Below are 14613 nucleotides of genomic sequence, written 5' to 3' on the forward strand. Positions count from 1 at the left end.
TTTCTCAGTGCTTATCCAGCGCTAAATTAAGTTCCACCAGGTTCACCACCGGCTGGCCGATAAAACTGACCAGCGGCTTTTGCGTGTATTGTGCAACCAGGCGCGACACCTCTTCAACGCTGAGGTTGCGGGCCTGCGCCACGCGAGGAATTTGCCAGGCCACCGCGGCGGGCGACAGGTTGTTATCCAGCCCGCTGGCCGACGCGGTTACCAGTTCTAGCGGAACGGCAGGATTAGCCTGTGGATTGGCTGCACGCAGCGCGGCAATCCGGCTTTGCAACTGTTTATCCAGTTCCGGGTTGCTGACGGCCAGGTTACTGCCACCAGAAGCCATGGGATTATAGGGCATTTCCGCCGTCGCAGACGGACGCCCCTGAAAATAACCGGCGGCGGTAAAATGTTGCCCAATAAGCTCAGAGCCGCGAACAACCTGATCTTCGCGGATCAACGAGCCGTTAGCCTGGTGGGGAAACCACCACTGCCCCAGCGCGGTGGTCAGCAGCGGGTAAGCCCCGCCGGTAATAAGCATCAGGAAAATCAATGTTGATAATGCAGGACGTAATCCACTCATCTGAAACCTCACACCAGACCCAACAGGGTCAGCAGTAAATCAATCGCTTTAATACCAATAAATGGCACCACCAGACCGCCCAGACCGTAGATCCACAAATTACGACGCAACATTGCAGATGCGGATAACGGCTTGTAGCTCACGCCTTTAAGCGCCAGTGGGATCAGAAAAACGATGATTAGCGCATTAAAGATAACCGCGCTGAGGATCGCTGAATCCGGCGAATGCAGTCCCATGACGTTAAGCGCATTGAGCTGCGGATAGGTGGCGGCGAACGCGGCCGGGATAATGGCGAAATACTTTGCCACGTCATTGGCGATACTGAAGGTGGTCAGCGAGCCGCGCGTCATCAGCATCTGTTTCCCAATGTGCACCACTTCAATCAGTTTGGTGGGGTTGGAATCGAGATCCACCATGTTGCCAGCTTCCTTCGCCGCCTGGGTCCCGGAGTTCATGGCGACCGCGACATCCGCCTGCGCCAGTGCCGGGGCGTCGTTGGTTCCGTCGCCGGTCATCGCCACCAGACGGCCTTCCGCCTGATACTGACGAATCAGCGCCAGCTTGGCTTCCGGCGTGGCCTCCGCTAAGAAATCATCCACCCCGGCTTCTGCGGCGATCGCGGCGGCGGTCAGGCGGTTATCGCCGGTTATCATCACCGTTTTGATCCCCATTTTGCGCAGTTGGGCAAAACGTTCTTTGATCCCGCCTTTCACAATATCTTTCAGGGCTATCACGCCCAGTACGCGGGAGCCTTCGGCTACCACCAGCGGCGTAGCGCCAAGGCGAGCGACGTTGTCGACCTTCTGCTCGACATCGGCGGGGAAGTGACCGCCGTTGGCTTCAACGTGACGACGAATGGCATCGACCGAACCTTTGCGGATCATACGGTTGTCGATGTTGATACCGCTCATCCGGCTTTGCGCGGTAAACGGCACAAAGGTCGCGTGCAGCGATTGCACGTCGCGAATACGCAGATTAAAGCGCTGTTTTGCCAGAATAACGATGCTGCGGCCTTCCGGTGTTTCATCGGCCAGCGATGAAAGCTGTGCGGCATCGGCCAGCGTTTTTTCGTCCACGCCCTGGGCAGGCAGAAAATCTGAAGCCTGACGGTTACCCAGCGTAATAGTGCCGGTTTTATCCAGCAGCAGGACGTCCACGTCACCCGCGGCTTCGACCGCACGTCCGCTGGTGGCAATGACGTTCGCGCCCAGCATACGGCTCATCCCGGCCACGCCAATGGCAGAAAGCAGACCGCCGATGGTGGTGGGGATCAGACAAACGAGCAGGGCAACCAGTACCGTGACGCTGACCGCGCTGCCGCCCCAGGCGGAAAACGGCCATAGCGTGGCGGTCGCTAACAGAAAGACGATAGTCAGGGCAATCAGCAGGATCGTCAGGGCGATTTCATTGGGGGTTTTACGCCGCTGCGCACCTTCGACCATGGCGATCATCCGGTCGAGGAATGTTTCGCCGGGGTTTACGCTGCATTCAATCACCAGCCAGTCGGAGAGGATGCGAGTCCCGCCGGTGACCGAGGCAAAATCGCCACCGGATTCACGAATGACCGGCGCAGACTCACCGGTAATCGCGCTTTCGTCTACCGATGCGCCACCTTCTATCACCTCGCCGTCACACGGGATAATATCGCCAGCTTCCACCAGCACAATATCGCCTTTACGGAGATCATCGGCAGGGACGTGATCCATGGCCGAGCCGTATTTTGGTTCGCGAAGTTTGCGTGCAAAGGCGGTTTTTTTCACCCCTTTCAGACTGTTCGCCTGTGCTTTACTGCGCCCCTCAGCCAGCGCTTCGGCAAAGTTAGCGAACAGGACGGTAACCCACAGCCACAGACTAATCGCGCCGGTAAACCACGGATTGCCAGGCATATAACCTGTTGCCATCGCCAGCGTTAACAGCGTGGTCAACAGGCTGCCCAGCCAGACGAGAAACATCACCGGATTACGCCATTGGGTATGTGGGCTTAATTTTTTCACGGCATCCATCAGCGCCTGTGCGACCAGAGAAGGTTCGAACAGCGCCAGTTGCTTGCGACTCATAGTAATGTGCTCCGCATCACTCAGTGTAATGACAGGTATTCTGCGACCGGGCCAAGGGCCAGGGCAGGAACAAAGGTGAGAGCGCCAACCAGTAACACCGTACCGATTAACAACCCGACAAACAGCGCGCCGTGGGTGGGTAGCGTGCCAGGGCTGGCAGGCTGGATCTTTTTACTGACCAGCGACCCGGCAATAGCCATCACGGGTACGATCACGCCGAAGCGACCAAAGAACATGCACAGCGCCAGCAGGCAGTTCCAGAACGGGCTATTGGCGCTTAATCCGGCAAAGGCGCTACCGTTGTTGTTCGCAGCAGACGACACGGCATACAGCACTTCACTAAACCCATGTGGACCCGGGTTGAGCATGGCGCTGCGCCCGGCATCGGTCATCATTGCTATTGCTGTGCCAAGCAGGACCAGCGCAGGGGTGACCAGAATCGCCAGCGCGGTCATTTTCATTTCGCGCACGTCGATTTTCTTACCCAGGTATTCCGGTGTTCGGCCAATCATCAGCCCGGCGATGAACACAGCCAGCAATACGAACAGCAGCATGCCGTACAGACCTGAACCCACACCGCCGAAGACCACTTCGCCAATTTGCATCAGCCACATCGGCACCATTCCACCGAGTGCGGTAAAAGAGTCATGCATCGCAATCACTGCGCCACAGGATGCCGCCGTTGTGACGACCGCAAACAGACTGCTGACCAGTACGCCAAAGCGGCTCTCTTTGCCCTCCATGTTGATATTGCTATCTGCACCTAACTGCATCAGATGCGGGTTGCCCTGAATTTCGGCCCACATCACGACGGCTACGCAGATGACAAAAATGAGCGACATGGCCCATAACAGGGTCCGGCCCTGACGACGATCGCCCACCACATCGCCAAATGCAAAACACAGCGCGGTAGGAATTAAGAAAATAGCCAGCATCTGTACCAGGTTGGTCAGCGCGGTTGGGTTTTCAAACGGATGTGCTGAGTTAGCGTTAAAGAAACCGCCCCCGTTGGTGCCGAGCATCTTAATCGCTTCCTGCGAAGCGACAGGTCCCATCGGCAGCAACTGTTTCACCCCTTCAAGCGTCGTGATGGGCTGATAGGGCAATACGTTTTGCAGCGCGCCTTGTTGAATAAAAAACAGGGCGATGAGCAGCGCAATCGGCAGGAGGATCCACAGCGTAATACGAACCAGATCGACCCAGGCATTACCCAGCGTATCCAGGCTCTGGCGCGTAAAGGCACGCGTCAGGGCAAAAATCACCGCAATTCCGGTCGCCGCGGACAGGAAGTTCTGCACGGTCAACCCAGCCATCTGGCTGAAGTAGCTTAAAGTGGTTTCACCGGCATAAGATTGCCAGTTGGTATTGGTGACAAAACTCACCGCCGTGTTGAGCGCCAGATGCCATGAAAGTCCTGGAAGCTGCTGAGGATTCAGCGGCAGCAGGTTTTGCGCCATCAGCATCGAAAACAGGACCAGCAGGCCCAGTACATTGAGCGCGAGGATTGCCAGCAGATACTGCCGCCAGTTCATCTCCTGTTGCGAAATGCCCAGACCACGCCAGAGCACACTCTCCACGCCAGCGAGGCCCGGTAGGGACGTATTATTGATGAGTCGGGCCAGTCCAAACCCCAGCGGTCTGGCGATGACAAACAGCACCAGCAAGAAACTGGCAATGAGTAAAAAACCTTGAGCCGCCATCAGAACGCCTCCGCATTAATCAGGGCATACACAAGGTAACCTAATAATAAAAAGACCAGCCCAATGCCGGTTATCACGCCTGCACTCACAGTGCACCTCCAGTGGCATAAATGTGATAACCAGAGCGTAGGTTTTTGCTTGCAAAGATTTCGCAAAAATCGGCGGGCGGGGTGTAAAAAAAGTATAAAAATGGCAAAGACCATTATTTAACTAATGGTTAGTATTAATTTAACTTTTATGTAACTTAATTACGGTTTTAAGCTAAACGGGGCATAAATAGATAAAAATAAGTGGTCGGATGAGTAGTAAAATTACACACAAGGCGGTATTATTTTCATCAGTTAACCAACTTTATTTTTCCGGTGCGATTCACCGAACAGTTATATGGGAGAGGATTATGGACTTTTATAAAGAATATCCAGCACACATTGTTTTCTTACGCCGTACCTTTGCCGTAGTGGCGGGCGTACTGGCGCTGCCGGTCATGCTGTTCTGGAAAGACCGTGCCCGTTTTTACAGCTACCTGCATCGCGTCTGGTCTAAAACCAGTGATAAGCCGGTGTGGATGGAGCAGGCTGAAAAAGCCACCTGCGATTTCTACTGATAATTAATGAATCCTAAAAGCCGCTGATATCAGCGGCTTTTTTGCTCATGATAGCTACACTTATCTCAGGAATGAAAAGGAGCGATCATGAGCGAGAAAATCCCTGTTGGTATCAGTGCCTGTCTGTTGGGGGAAGCGGTTCGCTATGATGGTGGGCATAAGCGCCTGGCCTTTGCTGTAGAAGAACTGTCGCCGTGGGTCGCGTTTGAACCCGTATGCCCTTAAATGGGGATCGGGTTACCGGTCCCACGACCTGCGCTGCATCTGGTCAAAGAGGGCGAGGCTGTCTCCCTGCGTTTTAGTGATAAGCGCGAGGGGTATTTTCGTACGCAATTAAATTCTCGTCAGCGACAAGAGCTGGCCTCTCTCATTGACGGTTATCGACGAGCGACTCAACCGCTGCTTGCGCCAATAACATTACTCAAACACTATATGGCGGAATACCCGGATGCTTATCTCTCCGGGCAGCGCTATTTCAATCCCTGGCCAGAGGCTCTGCGTTTGCGCTACGGGCGTTAATTTTTTTCTTCAGGAGTGTTATGACCACCCATTTGGTCTGGTTTCGGCGTGATTTACGTCTGCACGACAACCTCGCGCTGGCGGCGGCTTGTCGGGATCGTTCTGCGCAGGTGCTGGCGTTATATATATCTACCCCCGGGCAGTGGAAGGCCCACGATATGGCCCCGCGTCAGGTGGCATTTGTCAACGCGCAGTTGAATGCGTTACAAACGGCGCTGGCAGAAAAAGGCATCCCTTTACTGTTTCATGAAGTGGCTGATTTTGCGGCCAGCGTGGACACCGTCAAACGTGTCTGCCTGCAGCATGACGTCAGTCGATTATTTTATAACTATCAATATGAAATAAACGAACGACAGCGTGATGCAAACGTAGAGAAATCATTACCCCAGGTGGTGTGCGAAGGGTTTGATGACAGCGTGATCCTGCCTCCTGGAGCAGTGATGACCGGCAATCATGAGATGTATAAAGTGTTCACGCCGTTTAAAAATGCCTGGCTGAAGCGGATTAAAGACGGTATTCCAGAATGTGTGAGCGCGCCGAAAATGAGAGAAAGCGGCGTTCTTGACGCACCGTTAACATCAATAACGCTGAGCTATCCGCAGCAAGATTTTGATGCCCAAAGGTTTGTGGCAGATGAAAAATTGGCCATCGCGCAATTACGCCAGTTTTGCCAGCAGGCTGCGGGAAAATACGAACAGCAGCGTGATTTTCCCGCGATTGACGGGACCAGTCGATTATCCGCAAGCCTGGCGACAGGCGGGTTATCGCCGCGCCAATGCCTGAATCGACTGCTCGCAGAGCAGCCGCAGGCGCTTGAGGGCGGGGCGGGCAGCGTCTGGCTGAACGAGCTTATCTGGCGTGAATTTTATCGTCATCTGATGACGTATCATCCGGCGCTGTGTCGGTATCAACCCTTTATCCGCTGGACCGATCGCGTGCAATGGCAGAATAACCCGACGCATTTGCAGGCCTGGCAAACGGGTCAAACGGGTTACCCGATTGTGGATGCGGCGATGCGTCAGCTCAACGCCACGGGCTGGATGCATAATCGTTTACGCATGATTACGGCCAGTTTTTTAGTAAAAGACCTGCTGATCGACTGGCGTAAAGGGGAGCAGTATTTCATGTCGCAATTGATCGATGGCGACCTGGCGGCCAATAACGGTGGCTGGCAGTGGGCCGCATCCACCGGAACCGATGCCGCACCGTATTTCCGCATATTTAACCCCACGACGCAGGGCGAAAAATTTGACCGTGACGGTGAGTTTATCCGCCAGTGGCTGCCGGAATTGCGCGATGTGCCGGGTAAAGCCATCCATGAGCCGTGGTCGTGGGCGGAAAAAGCGCAGGTGACGCTCAACTATCCTCGCCCGATTGTCGATCATAAGCACGCCAGACTGGCTACGCTGGCGGCATATGAGGCGGCGCGAAAAGGGTAAAGGCAGGGTGGATTTCTGCGTAATGCCTTCCAGCAAAATGAATTTGTTGCAGTTGGGCGCGTTTAGCGCTGAAGTGTGCGCGCAAGGTTGTTAATGCCCTGATGCAGATGCTTTTATCTGGCAGTAAAGTTCCGTCATCTTAATTCGGGTGATGGAACTTGATGACAATGCCAACAACCTCCACACCGCACGACGCGGTATTTAAAACGTTTTTACATCATCCCGAAACGGCGCGGGATTTTCTCGACATTCACCTGCCAGCTGAACTGCGGATGCTTTGCGATTTGAATTCGCTGAAGCTGGAGTCAGAAAGCTTTATTGAAGCGGATTTACGTTCGCGCTACTCCGACGTGCTCTGGTCTTTGCACACACGCAACGGTGACGGTTATGTCTATGTGGTGATAGAGCATCAAAGTTCAGCTGAGCCGCATATGGCTTTTCGTCTGTTGCGTTATGCGATGGCGGCGATGCAGCGTCATCTGGACGCAGGGCATAAGGAACTGCCTCTGGTGATACCGATGCTCTTTTATCATGGCTGCCGAAGCCCCTATCCGTACTCATTGTGCTGGCTGGATGCCTTTGCTGACCCCGTGGCGGCAAGACAGCTTTATTCCAGCGCATTTCCGTTGGTAGACATAACGGTGGTACCCGATGATGAGATCATGGCTCACAGACGAATGGCGCTGCTGGAATTAATGCAAAAACATATCCGTCAGCGGGATTTGCTGGGGCTGGTAGAGCAACTGGCCACGCTGCTACTTACTGGATGCGCTAATGACACGCAATTACAGGCGATGTTTAATTACATCCTACAATCTGGCGACGAATCTCGTTTTAATGAATTTATGCAGGAGATAGCGCAACGGATCCCCCAACATAAGGAGAGGCTGATGACTATTGCAGAGCGGTTACGGTTAGATGGATTACAGGAAGGGTTACAGCAGGGTAAACAAGAAGCCGCATTACGTATAGCGCAAACCATGCTGGAGCAAGGTATAGATCGCACAATGGTGCTACTGGTTACAGGTCTTACTGAAGAGGAACTCGCAGCAATTCATGCATAATTACCTGAAAAAACAGGCCCGAATCTTATCACATCATCGGGCCTGTACACTCAGGACTCTACCGCTAACGCACGGTTTCTGAATTTCAGCGACTGGTACAGCCAAATCAGCAGCACCAGTACCACACAGGCCAGTGCGCCCCAAGTAATTTCGCTAAAGACGTCGATATAGGCATTGATGGAATAGTTGATGGCGCCGGCAGCGTCAAACGAACCTTGTGACGTCTGGTCGGCGATCACCCCAGCCAGGTAGTTGGCGATTGCGCCGGAAAGCAGCATATAAATGCCGGTTAATACACCGGTTACTCCGGGGATCTCAATGCGGGTAATTTGTGACATTGCCACCGGGTCGATAAACAGTTCCGCAAAGCCCATGACCGCCAGCCCCAATACCATCAGCGGCATGGAAGAGTGGCCGTAAGCGGCGGACCAGCGGGCACTTAAGGTCAGAATACAAAAACCGGCGCTCATTAAACCGAGACCAAGGGCAAATTTGCCCCAGATGCGTACGGTGCGATTGCCGCCTGCGCTCTCTTTGACCACCCATGCCAGCACGATACCGCACAGCATAACCGCAAAGGCGTTAACCGACTGGAACATCGCGGTGGGTACGGAATACCCCATAATGTCGCGATTAACAAAGCGGTCGATATACAGGCTGATTGAGCTACCGCCCTGTTGAGCAAAGGCCCAGAACAGCAGGCTAAAGAAGGTCAGCGTGACGATGAGTCCCAGCTCTTTGCGCTGCTTCTGGGTTTGCGCCTGGCGGTAAATCTTCGCCAGAACCGCCAGACCAATAACAGTAGCAACGATCAGGGCGTACACGGACCACTCTTTCCAGAACAAGACAGTAATCAGCAGTGGGGCGGCAACCAGCAGAACTAACAACCAGGCCCAGTTCGGCAACATGTATTTTTTCGCGCGCAGGACGGCCTTATTGACGCCGGTGGTATGGGCGAAATGGCGATTACCACATAAGAAAATCACCAGCCCTGCCAGCATGCCGATAGCGGCCAGCGCAAACCCCATCGCCCAGCTGTACTCTTCCTGCACATAGCCACAGGCTATCGGGGCAATGATTGAGCCGATGTTGCCGGCGGCGTAGAGCAGAGAGAACCCACCGTCGCGGCGGGGATCTTCAGGCTGATACAGTTCACCCAGCAGGCAACTGACGTTGGATTTAAACAGACCGTAGCCACAGACGATAATCGCTAGCGATAAATAAAGGAATGCCGGGGCCATTTCGCTGGCGCCCAACACCAGATGCCCCACCGCCATCAAAAATGCGCCGATCATCACCGCCATCCGGTTGCCGAGCACTTTATCTGCCAGATACCCTCCGAGAATGGGCGTGACGTAGACCAACGAGCAGTAGGCGCTGAACAGTTCGTAGGCGTGATTATCGTCGTACTTAAGCTGGTTAGTGAGATACAGAATCAGCAGCGCACGCATACCGTAAAAAATGAAATATTCCCAAATTTGTAGCGCGACAACGTAATAAATCGCCCGCGGTTGAGATGCTTGTTTATTCATTGTTTTCTCGAAGTAAATGTCTCGCAACAGGTTGAATGTGCTGTGCGGGCGTGTTTCCTTAAAGTTGTAACTTTGATACAGATCTGATTATTTTTGCAATATGCTGTCTGATTGCATAAATATACATGAATTAGATCGCGTGGTGGTATGCAAATTACGTTCTACAGTGGTGTGATTGTTTCTTAATGTGTCAGTGAAATGACTATCGACGAACGTAGGCGAGGACGCTATTTTAACCTAAGCTGTGTTGCTGATTGGGCAAGCAGAACTTATGACAACGAGGACGATGATGAAAAACACCGAACTGGAACAACTGATCAATGACAAACTGAACAGCGCCGCCATTAGCGACTATGCGCCGAACGGTTTGCAGGTTGAGGGCAAAGAGACGGTGCATAAAATCGTGACCGGCGTGACCGCAAGCCAGGCGCTGCTGGACGAGGCGGTGCGCCTGCAGGCCGATGCGGTCATCGTTCATCACGGTTATTTCTGGAAAGGCGAATCTCCGGTGATTCGCGGCATGAAACGCCATCGTCTGAAAACGCTGTTGGAAAATGATATCAACCTGTATGGCTGGCATCTGCCGCTGGATGCCCATCCGGAACTGGGTAATAACGCGCAGCTTGCCGCGCTATTGGGGATTACCGTGATGGGGGAAATTGAGCCGCTGGTACCGTGGGGTGAACTCTCTATGCCGGTTCCGGGGCTAGAGCTGGCGTCGTGGATTGAAGCGCGTCTGGGCCGTAAACCGTTATGGTGCGGTGATACCGGGCCGGAAAAGGTGCAACGCGTCGCGTGGTGTACGGGGGGCGGTCAAAGCTTCATTGATAGCGCAGCCCGGTTTGGCGTCGATGCCTTTATCACCGGTGAAGTCTCAGAGCAAACCATTCACTCTGCCCGCGAACAGGGGCTGCATTTTTATGCTGCCGGTCACCATGCGACCGAACGCGGCGGGATTCGCGCATTAAGCGAATGGCTGAATGAAAATACCGATCTGGATGTCACTTTTATTGATATTCCTAACCCAGCGTAATAAAGAGGGACCAAAGTGCAGCGAGCGCGTTGTTATCTGTTAGGTGAGACTGCGGTAGTTCTGGAACTGGAACCGCCCATTACGCTGGCAACTCAAAAACGTATCTGGCGTCTGGCCCAGCGTCTGGTTGATGCACCGAATGTACGTGAAGCGATTCCAGGAATGAACAATATCACGGTGATCTTGCGTGACCCACAAACGCTGGCGCTGGATGCGATTGAACGCCTGCAGCGCTGGTGGGAAGAGAGCGAAGCGCTGGAACCGGATTCGCGTTTTATTGAAATTCCCGTGACTTATGGCGGTGAGTTTGGCCCCGATCTGGCAGAGGTCGCCCGGCACAGTGGATTAAGCGACAAGCAGGTTGTTGAACTTCATGCGTCAGTCGACTATGTGGTGTGGTTTATTGGTTTTCAGCCAGGGTTCCCCTATCTGGGGAGCTTACCTGAACCACTCCATACCCCCAGACGGTCAGAACCACGTCTGCTTGTTCCGGCAGGTTCTGTAGGTATTGGTGGATCGCAAACGGGGGTCTATCCGCTTGCCACGCCTGGCGGATGGCAATTGATTGGGCGTACCTCCGTGTCGTTATTTGATCCAAAACGAGAAGAGCCGATCCTGTTGCGCGCTGGGGATACCGTGCGTTTTGTTCCGCAGAAGGAGGGGGTATGTTAAACATCATTCGTGCGGGCATGTACACCTCGGTCCAGGACGGCGGACGCCACAATTTTCGTCAATCCGGCATCAGCCACTGCGGCGCGCTGGATAAACCGGCGTTAAACGTTGCTAACCTGCTGGTGGGAAATGATGCGAATGCCGCTGCGCTGGAAATCACGCTGGGGCAACTGGTAGTCGAATTTGAAGCTGATGGTTGGTTTGCCCTGACCGGCGCCGGATGCGAAGCGCATCTGGATCGCGCTCCTGTGTGGAGTGGGTGGCGACTGCCGGTGAAAGCGGGACAGCGACTGACGCTAAAACGTCCACATCATGGTATGCGTAGTTATCTGGCGGTTGCGGGCGGATTTGATGTTCCCGAAGTCATGGGCTCGCGCAGCACCGATCTTAAAGTCGGCATTGGCGGGCTGGAGGGGCGTCTGCTGCGTGATGGCGATCGGCTGGCGATTGGGGCATCTACCCGGCAATTCAGCGGACCTCAGGGGGTAAAACAGCTGATGTGGGGAAACCACATTCGTGCGCTGCCCGGGCCTGAATACCAGGAATTTGACGAGGTCTCGCAGGCGTCTTTCTGGCGTTCGCCGTGGCAGCTTAGCCCGCAAAGCAACCGGATGGGCTATCGCCTGCAGGGGCAGCCGTTGACGCGTATGACCGATCGCGAGTTGCTGTCACATGGCTTACTCCCCGGCGTGGTGCAGGTTCCGCATAATGGTCAACCGATCGTGCTAATGAACGATGCCCAGACGACGGGCGGCTATCCGCGCATCGCCTGTATCATCGAAGCGGATATGTACCATCTGGCGCAGATCCCGCTCGGTCAGCCGATTCATTTTGTGCAGTGTTCGCTGGAGGAAGCGCTTAAGGCGCGCCACGATCAGCAGCGTTATCTGCAACAGTTAACATGGCGACTTAATAATGAAAATTGATCTCAACGCAGACCTCGGTGAGGGCTGTGCTAACGATGCAGCGCTGCTGCAACTGGTGTCGTCAGCTAATATCGCCTGTGGATTTCACGCCGGTGATGCGCAAACCATGCTTTTAAGCGTGCGTGAAGCGCTAAAAAATGGCGTGGCGGTAGGCGCACATCCGAGCTTTCCGGATCGGGAGAATTTTGGCCGTAGCGCCATGACTCTGCCTGTGGAAACGGTTTATGCGCAGACGCTGTATCAAATTGGCGCGCTGGCAGCCATTACGCGCGCGGAAGGCGGCGTGATGCGCCATGTGAAACCCCACGGTATGCTTTATAACCAGGCGGCAAAAGATCCACAGTTGGCGAACGCGATTGCGAAAGCGGTGCATGCCTGCGATCCTTCGCTGGTTCTGGTGGGGCTGGCGGGAAGCGAACTGATTCGCGCCGGGGAACATTATGGCCTGGTGACGCGTCAGGAGGTTTTTGCCGATCGGCGTTACCAGGCTGACGGCAGTCTGGTTCCGCGTAGCCAGCCTGGTGCATTGATTGAGGATGAAGAGCAGGCGCTGGCGCAAACGCTAGAAATGGTGCAATCCGGTAGAGTAAAAAGCCAGAGCGGAACATGGGCGAACGTGATAGCCCAAACGGTATGCATTCATGGGGATGGCGAGCACGCACTCGCTTTTGCCCGTCGCTTGCGCAGCGCATTCGAAGCATGCAATATTCAAATTAGCGCATAATTTTTTCATACAAAACAATAATATATTACACAACAACATAAGGGATTTAATTATGGGAGAGGTCATTTCTCTCTGGCCATTGACGGGTATCGCCGTCATTGTGGTCGGATTTCTTTTACGTTTTAACCCGGTATTGGTGGTCATTATTGCCGGGATCGTCACCGGACTGGCGGCGCATATGCCAATCGCTACCATTCTGGAAAAGCTGGGTGAGGGATTTCTCAACACCCGCAACCTGCCGTTTATCCTGCTGATCCCCCTGGCGGTTATTGGTCTGCTGGAGCGTCACGGACTCAAAGAGCGCGCTCAGGCGTGGATTGCCAAAATCCGCAGCGCCACCAGCGGCCGTCTGCTTATTGTCTATCTGTTTATTCGTGAAGCGACCGCCGCCTTAGGACTGACCAGCCTGGGGGGACATCCGCAGATGGTGCGTCCGCTGCTGGCGCCAATGGCGGAAGGGGCCGCCGAGAAAAACCACGGTGAGATACCGGGCGCGGTTCGTTATCGTCTTCGCGCCATGTCTGCCGCGACTGATAACGTTGGGCTGTTTTTCGGTGAAGATATCTTTGTTGCCTTCGGTGCCATCATATTCATGCACAATTTTATGCTGGAATCGGGCGGGATCCAGACCGAACCGCTGCATATCGCCCTGTGGGGGATCCCGACGGCAATTTGCGCCTTCCTGATCCACGGTACGCGTCTGTGGCGGCTGGATAGCTATTTGCAGCGTGAAGTGGCGAAAGCGAATGCCGCAGCGAAAGGGGAAGCGAAATGAATTTTCAGCAAAGCTATCTCTACTGGCTGGCAGGCGCGGTATTACTGATTGTGGCGCTGATGTCCTGGCGGGATAAGGCTAACCCGCGTCGCTTAACCACCGGTCTGTTTTGGGGCCTGTACGGCGTTCTCTTTCTGCTTGGCGACTGGACATACTCGCTGTTTGGCGATAAACGCGCGGTGCATATTGCCGTCGGCGTCGCGGTGGTCATACTGGCTCTGATCGCCGGTTTCGGCGGCGTAAAGCTGGGAAGCTACCATCAACGAACGCAGCAACAGCGCGAAGAGAGCGCCAGTCGTCTGGGTAATCGCCTGTTTTTTCCGGCGCTGGCGATCCCGGTGGTAACCGTTATCGGCGTGCTGATGTTCAACCATATTCCGGGTTTACAGGATGCGCTGTTTGGGCCGGGTAATCATGCCACGCTGGTGACGCTCTTTTCGATGACCGCAGGTTCGTTGATTGGTCTGGCGATGGCGATAAAAATGACCCATGAGCGGGTGCATCAGCCGATTCAGGAAGCGCGCCGACTGCTGGACTCCATCGGTTGGGCATTCATCCTGCCGCAGATCCTGGCCACGCTCGGACTGTTGTTCACTGCGGCGGGCGTCGGCAGCGGCATTTCATATCTGACCCAGGAATATCTGGCGGTGGATAGCCGTTTTATCGCGGTGGCGGTGTACACCATTGGTATGGCCTTGTTGACGATGGTGATGGGCAATGCGTTTGCCGCTTTCCCGATCGTGACCGCGGGAATCGGTATTCCGATCCTCGTACTGCAACACGGTGGTAACCCGGCGGTGATGGCGGCGATTGGTATGTTCTCCGGCTATTGCGGAACATTGATGACGCCAATGGCGGCGAACTTCAATATTGTGCCTGCGGCGCTGCTGGAGCTACCAGACAAAAACGCGGTGATTAAAGCGCAGGTGCCAACCGGCATACTGCTGCTGTTGGTTAACGTTTTTCTGATGTATTTCCTGATGTTCCTGTAAGGAGG

Annotated in this window: 14 protein-coding genes and 1 pseudogene; 10 read left to right on the top strand and 5 right to left on the bottom strand. The window is 54.4% G+C overall.

The annotated features are described in order from the left end of the window. Nucleotides 1–4: 4 nt before the first annotated feature. Genes kdpC through kdpF form a run of 4 tightly spaced genes read right to left on the bottom strand, consistent with a single transcriptional unit; the run spans nucleotide 5 to nucleotide 4417 of the window. The gene (kdpC, locus tag FDX09_RS07465) at nucleotides 5–571 is read right to left on the bottom strand and encodes a potassium-transporting ATPase subunit KdpC (protein ID WP_137346999.1); all 567 of its coding nucleotides are present in this window, start codon (nucleotides 569–571) and stop codon (nucleotides 5–7) included. Between the two features lie 8 nt (nucleotides 572–579). Beyond that, nucleotides 580–2628 (bottom strand): potassium-transporting ATPase subunit KdpB, encoded by a 2049-nt coding sequence (gene kdpB, locus FDX09_RS07470; protein ID WP_085047503.1) that lies wholly within the window; start codon nucleotides 2626–2628, stop codon nucleotides 580–582. Between the two features lie 20 nt (nucleotides 2629–2648). Next, the gene (gene kdpA, locus FDX09_RS07475; protein WP_137347000.1) at nucleotides 2649–4328 is read right to left on the bottom strand and encodes a potassium-transporting ATPase subunit KdpA; all 1680 of its coding nucleotides are present in this window, start codon (nucleotides 4326–4328) and stop codon (nucleotides 2649–2651) included. Next, on the bottom strand, nucleotides 4328–4417 hold the full coding sequence (kdpF, locus tag FDX09_RS07480) for a K(+)-transporting ATPase subunit F (protein WP_077949339.1): 90 nt from the start codon (nucleotides 4415–4417) through the stop codon (nucleotides 4328–4330). The genes kdpA and kdpF overlap by 1 nt, the downstream gene beginning before the upstream one ends. Nucleotides 4418–4725: 308 nt before the next feature. On the opposite strand from kdpF, the gene FDX09_RS07485 reads away from it, so the two are divergent. The 4 genes and pseudogenes from FDX09_RS07485 (at nucleotide 4726) to FDX09_RS07500 (ending at nucleotide 7954) form a co-directional block, all read left to right on the top strand. Continuing rightward, nucleotides 4726–4932, top strand: a complete 207-nt coding sequence (locus FDX09_RS07485) for a YbfA family protein (protein ID WP_003022870.1) — start codon at nucleotides 4726–4728, stop codon at nucleotides 4930–4932. A gap of 87 nt (nucleotides 4933–5019) precedes the next feature. Next, nucleotides 5020–5451: pseudogene (locus FDX09_RS07490) on the top strand (DUF523 and DUF1722 domain-containing protein). 20 nt (nucleotides 5452–5471) lie between these two features. Next, nucleotides 5472–6890 (top strand): deoxyribodipyrimidine photo-lyase, encoded by a 1419-nt coding sequence (gene phrB, locus FDX09_RS07495; protein WP_137347001.1) that lies wholly within the window; start codon nucleotides 5472–5474, stop codon nucleotides 6888–6890. A 161-nt stretch (nucleotides 6891–7051) separates the two neighbouring features. Continuing rightward, on the top strand, nucleotides 7052–7954 hold the full coding sequence (locus FDX09_RS07500; RefSeq protein ID WP_069323173.1) for an Rpn family recombination-promoting nuclease/putative transposase: 903 nt from the start codon (nucleotides 7052–7054) through the stop codon (nucleotides 7952–7954). Nucleotides 7955–8004: 50 nt separating this feature from the next. Here the strand turns inward: FDX09_RS07500 and dtpD are convergent, their stop codons facing one another. Beyond that, a complete protein-coding gene (dtpD, locus tag FDX09_RS07505; RefSeq protein WP_137347002.1) occupies nucleotides 8005–9486 on the bottom strand; it encodes a dipeptide permease DtpD in 1482 nt (493 codons plus the stop codon). A 289-nt stretch (nucleotides 9487–9775) separates the two neighbouring features. Between dtpD and ybgI the strand changes: the two genes are divergently transcribed. Genes ybgI through FDX09_RS07535 form a run of 6 tightly spaced genes read left to right on the top strand, consistent with a single transcriptional unit; the run spans nucleotide 9776 to nucleotide 14608 of the window. After that, nucleotides 9776–10519 carry a radiation resistance protein YbgI gene (gene ybgI, locus FDX09_RS07510; protein WP_016152273.1) on the top strand — a complete coding sequence of 248 codons (744 nt, stop codon included), beginning with the start codon at nucleotides 9776–9778 and terminating at the stop codon, nucleotides 10517–10519. Between the two features lie 15 nt (nucleotides 10520–10534). Next, nucleotides 10535–11191, top strand: coding sequence for a 5-oxoprolinase subunit PxpB (gene pxpB, locus FDX09_RS07515; RefSeq protein WP_038638862.1), 657 nt, complete (start codon nucleotides 10535–10537; stop codon nucleotides 11189–11191). After that, nucleotides 11185–12117 (top strand): 5-oxoprolinase subunit PxpC, encoded by a 933-nt coding sequence (gene pxpC, locus FDX09_RS07520; RefSeq protein ID WP_038638865.1) that lies wholly within the window; start codon nucleotides 11185–11187, stop codon nucleotides 12115–12117. Before pxpB ends, pxpC begins: the two co-directional genes overlap by 7 nt. Continuing rightward, nucleotides 12107–12841, top strand: coding sequence for a 5-oxoprolinase subunit PxpA (gene pxpA / locus FDX09_RS07525; protein WP_121528772.1), 735 nt, complete (start codon nucleotides 12107–12109; stop codon nucleotides 12839–12841). Before pxpC ends, pxpA begins: the two co-directional genes overlap by 11 nt. Before the next feature lie 52 nt (nucleotides 12842–12893). Next, nucleotides 12894–13616 carry a DUF969 domain-containing protein gene (locus FDX09_RS07530; RefSeq protein ID WP_003831395.1) on the top strand — a complete coding sequence of 241 codons (723 nt, stop codon included), beginning with the start codon at nucleotides 12894–12896 and terminating at the stop codon, nucleotides 13614–13616. Next, complete coding sequence (locus FDX09_RS07535) at nucleotides 13613–14608, top strand: DUF979 domain-containing protein (RefSeq protein ID WP_038638872.1); 996 nt, start codon at nucleotides 13613–13615, stop codon at nucleotides 14606–14608. Before FDX09_RS07530 ends, FDX09_RS07535 begins: the two co-directional genes overlap by 4 nt. Nucleotides 14609–14613: the final 5 nt, after the last annotated feature.

Source organism: Citrobacter sp. wls717, from assembly GCF_005280955.1.
GTDB classification, from domain to species: domain Bacteria; phylum Pseudomonadota; class Gammaproteobacteria; order Enterobacterales; family Enterobacteriaceae; genus Citrobacter; species Citrobacter werkmanii.

What these genes read in the sequence shown, in the direction of transcription:
- kdpC (WP_137346999.1), bottom strand. Translation starts at nt 571, where the DNA reads ATGAGTGGATTACGTCCTGCATTATCAACATTGATTTTCCTGATGCTT.
- kdpB (WP_085047503.1), bottom strand. Translation starts at nt 2,628, where the DNA reads ATGAGTCGCAAGCAACTGGCGCTGTTCGAACCTTCTCTGGTCGCACAG.
- kdpA (WP_137347000.1), bottom strand. Translation starts at nt 4,328, where the DNA reads ATGGCGGCTCAAGGTTTTTTACTCATTGCCAGTTTCTTGCTGGTGCTG.
- FDX09_RS07485 (WP_003022870.1), top strand. Translation starts at nt 4,726, where the DNA reads ATGGACTTTTATAAAGAATATCCAGCACACATTGTTTTCTTACGCCGT.
- phrB (WP_137347001.1), top strand. Translation starts at nt 5,472, where the DNA reads ATGACCACCCATTTGGTCTGGTTTCGGCGTGATTTACGTCTGCACGAC.
- FDX09_RS07500 (WP_069323173.1), top strand. Translation starts at nt 7,052, where the DNA reads ATGACAATGCCAACAACCTCCACACCGCACGACGCGGTATTTAAAACG.
- dtpD (WP_137347002.1), bottom strand. Translation starts at nt 9,486, where the DNA reads ATGAATAAACAAGCATCTCAACCGCGGGCGATTTATTACGTTGTCGCG.
- ybgI (WP_016152273.1), top strand. Translation starts at nt 9,776, where the DNA reads ATGAAAAACACCGAACTGGAACAACTGATCAATGACAAACTGAACAGC.
- pxpC (WP_038638865.1), top strand. Translation starts at nt 11,185, where the DNA reads ATGTTAAACATCATTCGTGCGGGCATGTACACCTCGGTCCAGGACGGC.
- pxpA (WP_121528772.1), top strand. Translation starts at nt 12,107, where the DNA reads ATGAAAATTGATCTCAACGCAGACCTCGGTGAGGGCTGTGCTAACGAT.
- FDX09_RS07530 (WP_003831395.1), top strand. Translation starts at nt 12,894, where the DNA reads ATGGGAGAGGTCATTTCTCTCTGGCCATTGACGGGTATCGCCGTCATT.
- FDX09_RS07535 (WP_038638872.1), top strand. Translation starts at nt 13,613, where the DNA reads ATGAATTTTCAGCAAAGCTATCTCTACTGGCTGGCAGGCGCGGTATTA.